This window comes from Acetobacter senegalensis, assembly GCF_001499615.1.
GTDB lineage: Bacteria > Pseudomonadota > Alphaproteobacteria > Acetobacterales > Acetobacteraceae > Acetobacter > Acetobacter senegalensis.
On the sequence record NZ_LN606600.1, the window covers coordinates 213,689 to 227,690 of the forward strand.

Here is a 14,002-nt window from a genome sequence, read left to right on the forward strand (position 1 = left end):
GCATGATCTGGCTCTCCATTGCCCTGTTAAGCCTGCTGGCTCTGGCCCCGGCGGCCATACCGCTGTGGCGGCGCACCCGGCAGGTGCGGGATGAACGCAGCGCGGCCCTCGCCCTGCACGAAGCCCAGCTTTCTGAAATTGACCGTGATCTTGCCATCGGCCTGATTGCCCCAGCCGAGCATGATATTGCCCGCCTGGAAATCCAGCGCCGCATTCTGGTGGCGGATACCGCACCGGCAGAGGCAGCGGACGCCATTTCTCCCACTTTGGTCTGGGTCGCGCTCGGGCTTATTCCTCTGGTGGCCGTAGGGCTTTATCTGACCAACGGTGTGCCATCCCTACCAGCCCAGCCTCTTGGCCCGCGTCTGGTGGCACAGCATGAGCAGAACACCAAGAATGACACCATTCTGAACAAACTGAAGCAGACACTGGCACAGTTGCCAGCGGACGACCCCAATCTGCGGCAGGGTTACCTGCTTCTGGGGCAGGCTGAAGCCTCTCGCGAACATTATGCAGAAGCCGCAGCGGCGTGGCAGCATGCGCTCGATCTGAGCTTTGACCCAGAAATTGCCGCCCGCACCGGGGAAGCTCTTACCCGCGCAAACGGCCACGTAACGCCAGAGGCTCTCGCCCTGTTCCGCAAAGCACTGGACGCCGCCCCCAAGGATGCTCCATGGCGTGGGGCCGCACAGGCCCGCATTGCCCAAGGCGAGCACGATCAGGATAACCCCTGAGCCGCCCACCACAGCGGAACAGCCCTAGCAGCAGACCAAAAAGCCGGGACCATTATGGTATCCCGGCTTTTTCTTTGCCTAACCCTCATCCCGGAAAAGCAGCCCAAGACGCTGTACCCGAACACGGGTAAGGAAGTCTCTATGCAGGGCATAGCAGCGTCAGAGCAGTTTTCTTTCCCACCGTTGCCAACGCGCGCTTTCTGCCAGCAGATTGGGCCGCCCCACCTCTCCGCCACGCACTTTGCCTCTTACGATCCTGCATTAGAGATCTTCCCAAACGTTAGAAGGCATTGAGAGGTGGCAAAAAATTTTGAGACTAAGAAGGCAAATGTGAAAGCTTGGCACGGTTGCCATCGGGACGAAAAACCCAAAGGTTCCCGCCACAAAAAGCCCTCCCAACATGGGAAACCATTCAAACAGCCTTTTTTCATGAAAACCGCACAGGCATTGGACGCACCTGATCAAGCGCCTGTCAGCAGGCACAAAAAAAAGCCGCACCTCTGTGGGCCTTCCTTGAATGAAAACGGTGTTTTGCGCCCTAACCTGTGCCAACCTCACGCAGATGCGCTCGGGCCCAGATATCTTCCCGCGCACGGGCCTTAGGCGGTCGTGGCTGACAGGAAATGAAATACAGCCCCACAACAAACACAAGATTGGAGAGCGCATTGAACCACATGGCGATGCGAAAAGGCGGCGGTGTCGTGGATGCCTGATACAGCACATACAGGGTGAACGGAATGGAAACCAGCCGCACCCCCTGCAACATGTAACGGAAAGGATTAGGCCGCCCCGGCTTGACCAGCACGCGCATGCGGCTCAGCCCGATGAAGAACGTTACACACAGGCACCACACCAGCACATTGAAGGCCATGTTGGTGAAATCCATCATGCCGCCAAGAACAAAAACCGCGATAATGGAAACAGCCGAAAACAGGAGGGAGCCCAACTGAAAGCTCATGCCCACTTCAAGAGCAGGAAGCCGCTCGGGCAGACGGTCAGCCAGAGGCTGGCACACATCATCCAGCAGCCAGCTATCCACTCGGGTAATACGCTCGCCTAGGTTCATCTCATCATCATAACGGAATATGAAGACAAACGCACCTGCTGAATTCCCCCGTATGCCAAGGCACTCTGCGGACGTTCTCTTTACCGCCGCTTACGCTGACTGACACGGCATACTGCACTGCCTCAACCGGCCACATAAAAGGGCATATCATCAGCACGGAAGACGACGGTGCGGCCCTCTTCACGAGAGCTGCCTTCCTGCAGAAAAGCGACGCAGCAAGAGACGCATCCCTCACTTTGCCGCTTAAATATCAATCGGCCCTTGGCTCAGGCCTGTGCGAAGAGCAATCAGGCTTCCTTGGGCGCAGGTGCCGCGGCAGGCACTTCGCCAGCGGGCGTGGTTTTATCAACGGCTTCCGGCAGGTAGTGCGAGAGCGTTGTCAGCACGGTATCCGCAGGCAGGCCGGTACGCGCCACCAGATCATGCACAACGGAGCTGCCAAGAATTTCACGGATTTCATCCGTGGTGGCAGGCAGGTTTTCTCCATGCCCAACCCAGGAGCGCACCTTGTCTCCCAGTCCGGCCTGATCAGCCTGTGCCAGAATAGCCTGCAGGTTTTCCGGCTGGAGCAACTTCTGAAGCTGCTGCTGTAATGCGCCCTGCAAATCTACACCCAGTGCGCTTTCCACCTTACCAACCAGGTTAGAAAGGAAATCGGACATCTAGACTTTCTCCGCTCGTCTGTTTTGCTGCACCCGTAAGCCCAGTATTGCACACACGCACTACCAGCGCATTTCATCATGGACCAAATAGCTGACATATGCGAGAGCTATAAACGCGATAAATATGCCCTTCTGGACAGACCGTAGGAAGCCGGTTGGCTGATATGCATCTGACACTACAAGGAAATTTTCGGGAATCGCGCTACTTTCCTTATCAGACACGCACCTTCCAGCCGTAGCCAGTAAAGTATCCGCTTTGCCAAGCCTTCCGCTCTTCCTTCTTGATCGCATTGGCCCCCTGCGCCATTTCCGCCCCCTTCGGCGGCCCGGGCAGCAGAGCGCGGCGCGCCTGCAATGGCTGTTTGCGCCATCTCTTTCCGCCGTTGGTTTTGCCGTTCGCACCACAGCCGCCGCACTGATCGCGCTGGTGATCGCCCTGTGGATGGAGTTGGATGATCCGCAATGGGCGGCCATGACCGTCTGGATTGTGGCGCAGGGTTCACGCGGGGAAAGTCTTTCCAAGGCGCGTTGGCGTCTGGTTGGCACTGCCATTGGGGTGGTGATGTCCATCACCCTGATTTCCGCCTTCATTCAGCAGGCATGGCTGTTCTTCCCTGCCCTGGCCATATGGGTGGGCGTCTGCTGTACACTGGCTACCATTGTCCGCAATTTCCGATCCTACGCGCTGGTTCTGGCCGGTTATACCTGCGCCATTATCGCCATTGGGGCCATTCCCAACCCTGCCAACGTGTTCATGACGGCCATGTCCCGCGCCACATATATTGTGCTGGGTATTGTCTGTGAAAGTGCCGTCGCGGGGTTGTTCGCCCACAATCTGGCCGCCACCGCGCGGAAAAACATCCGCGACAAGCTACGCACCGCGCTGGGGAACGTCTCGAACTCTGTCGCAAGCCTGTTGTCTGGTGATGATGAAGCATTGGTGCAGTCTCGCGCCATGTTCGGCCCGCTGCTGTCCATCAATGACCAGATCGAATTTTCAGAAGTGGAAATGGGTCCCCACGGCCACGAGGGCGATCACGCCCGCGCAGCGCTGGCCGCTGTTTCCGTCTTGCTTTCACGCGGTCTTGGGATGGCAGTGCGTCTGCAATGGCTGGACACGGATCAGGCTGCTTTTCGCGAAACGGCGACCCGTGTCAGCACGTTTCTGAACGGTCTGGCGCCACGGCTTGAAACGGATGAAAGCACCCAGGCTCTGCTGCGTGATCTGCAATTATTACGGGCCGGGTGCCGCCAGCAGATTGTGGATGCCCTGACGGCTGAAATCAGCACGCCCTATGAGGACCGCACGGCTGAAAAAATTCAGGTTCTGCTGGATGGCCGCATTCTGCACAACGCGCTGGATGAACTTCTGGGCGAACTGGAACAGGCCATTCGGGAATATGATGCCAGCCAGCATGTAATCCGCGGCGACCATTTCCATTTCCGGCTTCAGTCCCACGTTGATAAGCGCGAGGCCATCTATAATGGTATTCGCGCCACTGTGGCCATTACCGCAGCGGGGCTGGTGTGGGAAATTACCGCCTGGCCTGCTGGCCTGGGCTTCATCACGTTTGTCGCCATTGTCTGCGGCCTGTTCGCCACACGTGAAAACCCGGTTGTTGCCACCACCCAGTTCATGGTCGGTGGCCTGTGGGCGGCATTTGTCTCCTTCTTTCTGGTGTTCTGGATCCTGCCCACACAGGCGGATTATGAAATGCTGGTGGCAACCCTCGCCCTGCCCATGATTGCAGGCGGGCTGGCAGCCCGAAATGCCGCCACGGCGCTGCATTCTGCCGCTTATACCCTTCTGCTTCCCAACTTTGTTCACCCTCTCAATCAGGGCCGCCAGAACGAGGTTGCGTGGTTCAACTCCACGGCGGCCGTGCTGCTGGGCGTTGCGTTTGCGGTTATCGTGTTCCGCGCCATTCTGCCCTTTAACAGCGCGGCAGAACGGTGGCGGATGCGCCGCACGCTGCTTAGAGATCTTCGCACACTGGCCTCCGCCGAGCCCATGCCGCAGACACGGGACTGGATTGGTCGCAATATTGACCGTTTCGCCCGTTTGATCCGTCATGCTGGCCCCACGCCCAGCCCGACCATTGAAGGCTGCCTGCAAGGCACCCTTGCCGCCATGACCATAGGGCTGAACATCATCCGGCTGCGCGTTCTGCTTGAACGGAACCAGATTCCGCCCTCAGCCCGCAGACCCATTGAAGTCGTGATGCAACGCATGAGCCGCTTTACGGGGAAATATGGCCGCACCTCACGCTCGGCACGCATTGCCACCCAGACATTGCGGCGTATTGAAGCGGTAGAACCCAACATCACAACCCGCATCGAACTGACACGCGCGATTGCCTACCTGATTGTGGTCTCGCACGAACTGGAAGCCAACGCCGTCTTCCTGGACGCCACCAAGCCATACCGCGCCGTATAAGGGTAACCCCATAGCGTCTGGCACCCGTATTTGAGAGACATTCCTGCTTATGGCGGCGTTAAGCCGTATGGCCCGGCCCAACGCCTGAGCATCCAACTTTGAAATTCGCCTTTTCAGGCTTTGAAGTTGTTTGAATAGTCTCTCAACTCACTTTAGCGGGTCTTTTTGTGGCTTATTGCTTGGCAGCTTTTGGAGCCAGAAGGCTTCGCGCCTTCATCTCTACCTATTAAATCACAAAACTCTCTCGCCATCGCTCAACTACTGAGGCTTCAAGCTGCCTTATAGTAACCCCTCATTCATCCATCGGCGGAAAGTCCTTTTTCAAACGATCTTCCAGCAGGTCGATCATCCAAAGATGGCATTGCACCCAGAGCGTTTTCGGGCTGCATCAATCCATACCACTCCATCCTCTAAGGGCGGATCGACCCTGGAGGAAAGGAGCATGCACCACGCATCTTCCTGCTCTAGATTCAGAAAATCTCCCGTTTTTGAAAAACTATTTTAATATGCGCCCAGCCCTCACTTTTCTGTTATAACAACAAAAGGGAGGACTGATTGGTTCGTGCACGCATTTTCTTTCTCTGAGCACCTGCCCCTGCGTTTGCGGACATGGATCATCAGAGCAACCGAGGGCTTGAAAGGCCTGCCAGAAACAGCGCCATTGGCCTGGCTTGTTGCGCCTTCTCCCAGTAATCTGGGGTTTGCCATCAGAACAACATGCGCGGCGCTACTGGCGCTGACCATTGCCCTGTGGATGGAAATGGACAGCCCCCAATGGGCCCCCATGACAGCCTGGATCGTGGCGCAGAACTCCCGCGGGCAAAGTCTTTCAAAAGCAAAGTGGCGTCTTACCGGCACATGCATTGGGGCTGTTGCGGGTGTGGCTTTTCTGGCCGCCTTTCCGCAAAGTCCGTGGCTGTTGTTTCCCTCTCTGGCACTTGGGGCCGGGCTGTGCTGCGCTTACGCCACGTTTTTACGCAACTTCCGCTCTTACGCTCTGGTTCTGATAGCCTTTACCTGCACCATTATTGTGCTGAGTGCCGCCAACCAGCCAGACAACGTGTTCATGATCGCCCTTTCCCGCACCACCTACATCACGCTGGGTATTCTGTGCGAGAGCGCGCTTGCCATGCTGTTCGCCCCCCGGCTTGATCGTGTTGCGAAACAGGAAATATGCTCGCGGCTTCAGGATGCATTAAGCGGCGCCTGCCGCAGCATGACCGACCTTCTGCTTGGCCAGCAGGACGGACTCTTCCGCTCACAGGCCCTGATGGGAAGCATTCCCTCACTGGCTGACCAGATTGAGTTCAGCGATATTGAAATGGGCCCGCACTCCCATGCCGGGGATCATGCACGTGCTGCGTTGGGTGCCATTTCCACTTTCCTCTCGCGCGGGCTCACCTTGCATATTCACATGCAAGCCGCAGCCCCGCTGCCTGAGTCTTTTCAAAGCATCCTTCGCAAACTGTCACTGCTACTCAGTCAGGTTCCCAACGAGATCAAGAGTGACAACCCGGTTGCCGCCGCCATCGCCATCCGGCGGGAGTTCACCCGTTACCGCACAGACTGCCTGCAACGCTCCGTAGATGATCTGATCGCGTTTGAGCAGCTAAGACTTCAGTCAGAGCAGCCAACGCAGGCCATGCGCGACCTGCTTGAAAGCCGCATTCTGGAAGCCGCATTGGCTAAACTGCTTCTGGAACTGGATATTGCGCTTGCTCATTTCATTGCAACGCAAGACCCCATTCCCAAAGATCATTTCCGGTTTGATCGCCATCCCGAAAAAGATTTCACACTTGCCCTGAACAACGGCCTGCGCTCGGCAGCAGCCATCTGCATGGGCGGCTTGCTATGGGAAGTTACGGCCTGGCCGGAGGGCTCAACCGTCGCCATGTTTGTGGCCGTTACCAGCACCCGTTTTTCTTCTTTTGAAAATCCTGTTCAGGCATCGGGTGGTTTTCTGAGGGGAGCTGTATGGGCTGCTATTGTCTCCTTCTTTCTGGTCTTTCTGATTTTGCCGGAACAGGCGAGCAATGAAACCTTACTGGCCTCCCTGTTTTTCCCCATGCTGGTTGGTGGTTTGGCGCTTCGTGCACCAAACGCCACAGGCACAGCTGCGGCCTATAACAATTTTCTGCCTTTTATGGTCGGCCCTGCAAACCACACACGCATGGATGAGATGATGTGGTTCAACACAACACCCGCCGTCGTGTTTGGCATTGGGCTGGGTGTCTGGGCGTTCAGGCTGGTGCTTCCTTTTGATGCCGCGGCCGAACGGTGGCGTATTCGGCGCAAGCTGGTCAGAGACCTTCGTGCTCTTGCCGCATCTGACACCGCTTTTTCCACATCTGACTGGATAGCCCGCTCTGGGGGAAGACTGGCGCAGATCATCCGCCATGCAGGTTCAAAACCAGATGCCGTAACGGAAGCCTATCTGGCAGGCGCAATGGGCCTGATGTCCGTGGGGTTACTGATCCTGCGGCTGCACCATGTTCTGGCTTACAGGGATCTGCCACCAGAACTGGCCCAAACATTGCGCACTGTTCTGCACGCCATTGCGCATCTGCGTGGGTATTCGCTAACGCCTGCGCAAACAGCATCAGATGCTTTGGAAAAACTTCTGGCCGCTACACTGAAAGAGAAAAATCTTTCCACTCATCTTGAACTCACCCGCGCTGTCAGCAGTCTGGAAGTCATGCGCAAGGAACTGGCTCAAAATGCTGTTTTTCTGGATACCACAAGGCGCTTTCATGTGCCTTCCGGCGTGAAGGCACCTTAAGCATCAGGAATTATGAAGATCAACTCAAGAAAATGATCTGTGAGAAGCCCCTATTTGGGGGCAGCGACAGTCACGTGCAGGCGCACAATCTTCGTTTTTCCATTAAAGATAACGTCCACTCGCCCCGGTTTTTGGGCAATGATTTCTGCAACACGGGGAGACGTAATATTGATTAAGACAACTCCCGGTAAAGCGGACGCAGACTTCACGTTCTCAGGCAATTCAACGATCTGAGAGCCTCCGGGAACAAGCGTAAGCGTGCTATCCTCGACTGTCATATCGCCCACTTTTGAAACCGTTGGCTTTGAGATATCAGCGAGCGCTATAGACGGAAGCATTGCCCCCACAAAAACGATCATGCCGAGGTGCCGGATTGAAGGCGCAAATCGATAGATCAAATCACTTCATCCCTTTTACTAAAATAACGTAATAAATAGATAAATTTCGAAGAGAGACGATGTCAAACAGAAAAAAATACTACCCTTCATATAAAGTGTGAGGCTGACAAAAATCTTCAAACTAAAAACGTGTATTCCTTGCGGCAACGAATGCCGCAAAGAGGATAACAACACTCAGCACGGGCGTTGCAGACACAACCCGTTGCCGTGCTTGTGTTGTTAACCCCGTCTTTAAGTCTTTCAAGCGTAGCAGTTCGTCATGCCGGCGATAGCAGAACGATAACGATCAAAACCGCTTCCACAAAAACCGAACCCACGTTCAGCGTGTATAGCCGAAGATGACACTGTTCCAAGACCATCCTGCCGCACTGACGCAAAGCCGCAGATCAGTGTTCTTCAATATCGTGAAAACGGGTGTAATCCACGGCAATTCTTCCATCAGGCCGGGATGCCACAATATCCACAAACCGATGATTATGGCGCACCCGATCAAACCGGTAAGCGGTCCGGGCAAAAACAGTCTGCCCCAACGCTTCATCTGTCCCGGTGACTGTCACCATGATTTCGGCTTCTTCATGCTCAAGCTCGGCAACTGTTTTGCCATGCAAGGGGCTATCCGGCCCAATGACATGCGCCATTACAAAGGCAAAACGTAAAACGGGCACATGGGACTGCACCAGCAGAAGCTGATCAAACCGGCGCACCAGATGGCCATTTTCACTCACAACAAGGCGCGAGAGCGCAACCTCAACATCAACAGATAAAATCACGCTGATCCGCAAGTTGGCAATCCGGATGCACAGGGCCGGAACGCCGTTCTCGTTACTGATAACCGCCGTGTTGCTGAACATGATCCGTGCGCGCGGCCGGGCAAAACGGGCAAACACAACCCCCGTTGCCAGCGCGTTGATCATCATACCTACCAGCACTTCAAACGAAACAACTGTATTGGCATACAGACCAACCGGGGCCATGCCCCCATACCCCACGGTGGACAACGTCTGCACGCTAAAGAAAAACAGAGAAAGCAGGGTATGCTGTCCGTCCCCTGTCACCTGATCTGGCGCAAACCAGTACAGAACGGCAAAAAACAGATTGATCAGGAAATAGGAAATAACGGCCGTATAAGCAAAAGCAGGCCAGCTTGCGGTAAGCGCGTGATGGTAAAGGTCTGTCCAGACACTATCGCGCAGCCCCACCCGCACCACATCGCGGTGACTTTTTTCTTCAACCAAAGCATGAGCGCGGAAGCGGCGTACTGCCTCGTTGGTTGTGAAATGAATTTTCTTCTCACCATTCCGCGCACCTGCCCCGGTGGGGGGAAGTTCATCCAGTTTGGTGTAGCGATCTCGCTGCTTTGCCTCGCGTTTTTCTTTCAACCGCTGCCATAAGCTTTTCATGTCTGCTCTTCCTGTGCCAGAGCCGCCATGTTCTCGCCATGGCTACGCGCTCGCACGGTGATACACCCGCAGCTTTTGCGGCGCTCCGGCCATTTACGCATGGAACCGTTGCGAAAACCCGCGTAACAAGGGCGAGATCACACCTTGCCATTCTTGATATCTCAGGAGCCTGTATGCCTGCCTCTTCCCGTCATGCCGCGTTGCGCGGGTGCGTTGTCACGTTTCGCGCCAACCCTTTCCTGACAGCGCCGGAAGACGCGCTTCATGTGGAAGAAGACGGCCTGATCCTGATCACGGATGGCAAGATCACGCATTCTGGGCCTTATACGCAGACACGCGCTTTCCTGCCGGAAGGCGTTTCCGTCACGCATTACCCCAACAAATTGATCAGCGCCGGGTTTATTGACAGCCACGTTCATTACCCCCAACTGCCCGTTATCGCATCCTGGGGGGAAGAACTGCTGGCCTGGCTGCAACAGTATGTTTTTCCGGCAGAAGCCAAGTTTTCAGACAAGGATGTGGCACAGGCTGTTGCCAAATCCTTCCTGACCGAACTGCTGCGCAACGGCACAACCACCGCCGCTGTGTATTGCACGGTGCACCCAGAATCCGTTGACGCATTCTTTGAAGAATCTGCACGGATTGGCACGCGTATGATTGCAGGCAAAGTGCTGATGGACCGCAATGCGCCCGATACCCTGCGTGATACAGCCCGCACCGGGTATGAGCAGTCCCGCAGCCTGATTGAGCGCTGGCATGGCAAAGGGCGGCAGCTTTACGCCGTAACACCCCGTTTTGCCATTACCAGTACGCCTGAACAGCTTGAACTGGCCGGAGACCTCTACCGCAGTCAGGATGATCTGTTCATGCAGACCCATCTTTCCGAAAACCGGGAAGAGATCGCCACCGTTGCGCGCCTCTTCCCCAACAGCGCCTCCTATCTGGATGTTTATGACAAAGCTGGACTGGTTGGCCCGCGCGCCATCTTTGGCCACGGCATTCATCTGCATGAGCATGATTTCCAGCACTGCCATGATACAGGATGCGCACTGGCCCATTGCCCGACATCCAACTTTTTTCTGGGAAGTGGCCTGTTCCGACTGTTCGACGCAAAAGCCACCAACCGCCCTGTGCATGTCGGGTTGGGAACAGACGTAGGCGCAGGCACCAGCCTCTCCCTTCTGGCCACCATGGGGGAAGCCTACAAGGTCTCTCTCATGGCCTCGCCTCAACGGCTCCACGCCATTCAGGCCTTCTGGCTGGCCACCCGAGGAGGGGCAGAAGCCCTGCATCTTGAAGACCTGATTGGCACCATCGCCCCCGGTATGGAGGCTGACCTCTGTGTGCTTGACCCACAGGCCACACCGCTGCTGGCTCTCCGCACGCGTGAAAGCAAGACTGTCGCGGATATGCTGTTTGTCTTGATGACACTGGGGGACGACCGCTGTGTGGATGCCACATGGGTGAATGGCCAGTGCGTGCATCAACGTCCTTCATCAGAGGCATAAAGGGTTACACCTGCCTCAGGCCAAGGCTTTCAGCGCCCCGCAGAAAAAGGTATGAAACAGTGAATGATTTCAAGCCTGTTTCAAAAAAGAGCCTTCCTGCATGAAAAGTGCTGGCAGCCATCCTGTCCCTGTCGTTCCCGGCCAGGGACAGCAGGGAGTTTCACCGTGCTCCGGCACAGTCCTTCCTGTGAGCAAGGCTTCTTAACGCATCAACAGAGTGCTGCTTTGAAAGCGCAGGCCATTTCCTGCCTGAACACATCTATCAAAAGGCACATCCGGGCAATCCGATGCGCCTTTTGAAACACCTCTCCAACATTTTGCAGGCGCGCACAGCATGAGTTGCTGAGCCGAATAGTCTTTCCAGCAATTCCGAACAGGCACATTTGCCACGGGATGGCGCGTTTTCCCGCGCCCCTCCGAAGCTGAAGGCAGAGCGTCTTTTCTTACTTGGTGTCAGTCTCAAACGGATGCAGGGAGATACCGCCAGCCAGACGCGCCCATTGTTCGGCGTCAGTTTCTGCCGTGCGGGTGCCGCCTTTGGCCAGAGCACCATGCGCCACCGTGGCGGCATCCACTTTTCCTGCCGCGTTTGCCTGAATGGCCGCACTCTGTGCTGCACGAGCCCAGAGCGTTGCCGCTTTCTGATGATCTCCGGCACGGTCTGTTGCCGTGGCAGCCAATGCCAACGCGCGCGACATATCCCGATAAGAGGCATCGTCCCGCCGCAAGTCAGCAGCATTCTGTGCAAGCTGTGCTGCCTGTGTGGGGTCAGACGCCAGAAGAACCCGCGCCGCAATCTCGGCCTTGTCCGCCTGCATGGAGCGCGAAAGCGGTGGCTTCATGCCTTGCAGATACGCGTTCGCCTTCTGAAGGGCCGCACTATCTCCCCCCTCCGAAGCCGAGAGGCCAGCCACAAAAGCCGCCCGACTGGCGAGCGCTGTCTCTGACGCGCCCATGGCCTGCTCCGCCAGCGCAACAGATTGTGGATACTGCTTCAGCCGATAATCAGCCGCAGCCTCCACCAGATCAAACGCGGCGTGCATCCCCTCACCGCGAACACGCGCAGCCTGCCGCGCGGCCTGGACCGTGCGCACCGCATCCGCTGGCTGGTCAGCCGCAAGCTGGGCAACTGCCAGATTGTAGCCTGCCTCGGCCGCTGCTTTTCCATCATCGCGCATCAGGGCCAGATCAGCCGCTTTCCGATACTGGGTAATGGCAACGCTATAGCGGCCCAGATCAAAGGAATCCTGTCCCGCTGTCATGGCCTGATCCCACTGGGCATCGTCTCGAGCGGAGGGCGCTTCCTTGGTGCCGCCGCAACCCGAAAGAAGCAGCGGGCCAAGCAGCATCACGGCATGCAGGCGCTTCATGGCCGCACCTGCCGCGGTGCGAGACGCGTCTTTTTCTGAACCTTCGAGCCACCCAGCAGCCACATGCCACGTAACTGGTCAGTCAGCTTTTCAAGCCCATACAGAGTGGTTTGCGCCTGCGCCAGCAGAGCGGGCAGATCTGCCGTGCTGGCCTCCACATTGCCCGCAATGGCCGGCAGATGCGGCGTGGCGCCTTTCAGATCCTGCGATGCCGAGCGCAGATTGCCCATAGTGGCATCCGTCTTGTTCATCACACCCGAAATCTGTTTTTCAATGGGTTTCAGCCGGTCAATAACCGTGTTGAGCGAAACTGCAGCCGCCTGCGCCTGACGGATCAGTTCATCATTGGTCATCAACTGCCCGACGGTGCCTTTGCCCGCATGCATGTCTGTAATGGTGGCATCAAGCTGCGCCATCATGTGGCGGGCGCTGGCAATGGCAGGCATGATCTGGGCCTGAATATCGTTCAGGGTGGCGGTAATCATATCTGCCGGGTTGGGGGCTGGGGTGGCGCTGATCACAGCGTAACTCCAGTCCATGGGGTCCCCATGCCCTTTGTTCAGTTCCAGATAGGCGGCCCCTGTCACAATAAACTGCTTGCGGATAACCGCCGTGCTATCCCGCCGAATGAACGGTTTGGCCTGAGGGTCCAGATCAACAATGGCATACATGTCGCCCGAAGGGTTCAGCTTGACGGAACGGATCGTGCCCGCATGCGCGCCCAGAAGCTGCACATCGCCCCCCACTGTCAGGCCCCCTACCCCGCCTGCTGGCAATGTCACCCGCAAGGTGGCGGGCGGCGTCAGCCAGTCTCGCAACACGCCTGCCTCCACCACAGCACCGGCAAACAGCACCACGCTGAGAAGCACAAGGAAGCCCACCCACTCATCCGCATAGCGGAGAGAGATCAGCGGTTTTACTTTCTGTCGTAAGCGGATCTGGAACATTACCCCGTCCGTACTGCTACAAGCCCGTCATCGGCAAGACGCCACATACTGGTTACACCCTGCCGGTAGCCCTGCCATATGGCATTATTGCGTACCAGCCAGATCACACCTGCCCCCTTATCCCGCGCATCTGTCAACGCGCTCAGAAACGCATTTTCCAGTTCCACGGGACTTGCTTCCAGCGGGTCTTCCAGAAGCAGTAAACGGGGGCGTCCCATAAAAGCCCTAACGCATTCCGCCCGCACCAGATCAGCCGGAGACAGCAGGGCTGGCCGGAGCACCGGCAGGCCCGGCAGGCCAAACTGTTCGCTCAGGCGGGTTGCCTCGGCCACCACATCATCCATCGGGCGGTTGGTATGATGCAACTGCTGCAACGTGATGGCCAGATGTGTGCCCAGAAACGTGGGCCAGCTTGGCCTGCGCGTAATGCGGCCAATACGCCCACGCAGGGCATTGACCTCCCTGTCATGCAGTTCTGCCCAATCCAGCCCCATGAATTTCACGCTGCCATCATCAAGCGGCACAAGCCCGGAACACATATCTGCAAACTGGATTGCGTTTTCCGGGTCTCGTGCTTCAACCACCACGCATTCCCCCGGCATCAGCCGCATGCTGAACGGCACGGGCGGAAGGCCGCTTTCATCAAAGGAAGGAACGGCCTTGTTCAGTTCCAACAGCGGGCCAACGGTGCGTGTCTCCAT

11 protein-coding genes are annotated in these 14,002 nt (G+C 56.8%); 4 read left to right on the plus strand and 7 right to left on the minus strand.

Going from position 1 to position 14,002, the window contains the following annotated elements:
• Positions 1 to 2 precede the first annotated feature (2 nt).
• Positions 3 to 734, plus strand: a complete 732-nt coding sequence (gene ccmI, locus ASN_RS00925; RefSeq protein ID WP_058986943.1) for a c-type cytochrome biogenesis protein CcmI — start codon at positions 3 to 5, stop codon at positions 732 to 734.
• Between the two features lie 538 nt (positions 735 to 1,272).
• Here ccmI and ASN_RS00930 read toward each other — a convergent pair.
• Together ASN_RS00930 and ASN_RS00935 are read right to left on the minus strand one after the other, a co-directional pair.
• Positions 1,273 to 1,800, minus strand: a complete 528-nt coding sequence (locus ASN_RS00930; protein WP_035377612.1) for a hypothetical protein — start codon at positions 1,798 to 1,800, stop codon at positions 1,273 to 1,275.
• A gap of 287 nt (positions 1,801 to 2,087) precedes the next feature.
• Entirely contained in the window at positions 2,088 to 2,462 is a 375-nt protein-coding gene (locus ASN_RS00935; protein ID WP_058986944.1) for a YidB family protein, read from the minus strand.
• A gap of 256 nt (positions 2,463 to 2,718) precedes the next feature.
• Between ASN_RS00935 and ASN_RS00940 the strand changes: the two genes are divergently transcribed.
• Both ASN_RS00940 and ASN_RS00945 read left to right on the plus strand, forming a co-directional pair.
• A complete protein-coding gene (locus ASN_RS00940; protein WP_058986945.1) occupies positions 2,719 to 4,899 on the plus strand; it encodes an FUSC family protein in 2,181 nt (726 codons plus the stop codon).
• Between the two features lie 601 nt (positions 4,900 to 5,500).
• Positions 5,501 to 7,678, plus strand: coding sequence for an FUSC family protein (locus ASN_RS00945; protein WP_330937346.1), 2,178 nt, complete (start codon positions 5,501 to 5,503; stop codon positions 7,676 to 7,678).
• Positions 7,679 to 7,728: 50 nt separating this feature from the next.
• On the opposite strand, the gene ASN_RS00950 is transcribed toward ASN_RS00945, so the two are convergent.
• Together ASN_RS00950 and ASN_RS00955 are read right to left on the minus strand one after the other, a co-directional pair.
• A complete protein-coding gene (locus tag ASN_RS00950; RefSeq protein WP_157765070.1) occupies positions 7,729 to 8,076 on the minus strand; it encodes a type II and III secretion system protein family protein in 348 nt (115 codons plus the stop codon).
• A 386-nt stretch (positions 8,077 to 8,462) separates the two neighbouring features.
• Positions 8,463 to 9,476 (minus strand): ion channel, encoded by a 1,014-nt coding sequence (locus ASN_RS00955; protein WP_006557260.1) that lies wholly within the window; start codon positions 9,474 to 9,476, stop codon positions 8,463 to 8,465.
• 173 nt (positions 9,477 to 9,649) lie between these two features.
• On the opposite strand from ASN_RS00955, the gene guaD reads away from it, so the two are divergent.
• On the plus strand, positions 9,650 to 10,984 hold the full coding sequence (gene guaD, locus ASN_RS00960; protein WP_058986948.1) for a guanine deaminase: 1,335 nt from the start codon (positions 9,650 to 9,652) through the stop codon (positions 10,982 to 10,984).
• Between the two features lie 443 nt (positions 10,985 to 11,427).
• Here the strand turns inward: guaD and ASN_RS00965 are convergent, their stop codons facing one another.
• The 3 genes from ASN_RS00965 to ASN_RS00975 are packed head-to-tail and all read right to left on the minus strand — an operon-like array spanning position 11,428 to position 14,002.
• A complete protein-coding gene (locus ASN_RS00965) occupies positions 11,428 to 12,354 on the minus strand; it encodes an outer membrane protein assembly factor BamD (RefSeq protein WP_058986949.1) in 927 nt (308 codons plus the stop codon).
• On the minus strand, positions 12,351 to 13,301 hold the full coding sequence (locus ASN_RS00970; RefSeq protein WP_006557255.1) for an MlaD family protein: 951 nt from the start codon (positions 13,299 to 13,301) through the stop codon (positions 12,351 to 12,353). Before ASN_RS00970 ends, ASN_RS00965 begins: the two co-directional genes overlap by 4 nt.
• Entirely contained in the window at positions 13,301 to 14,002 is a 702-nt protein-coding gene (locus ASN_RS00975) for a P-loop NTPase family protein (RefSeq protein ID WP_006557254.1), read from the minus strand. The genes ASN_RS00970 and ASN_RS00975 overlap by 1 nt, the downstream gene beginning before the upstream one ends.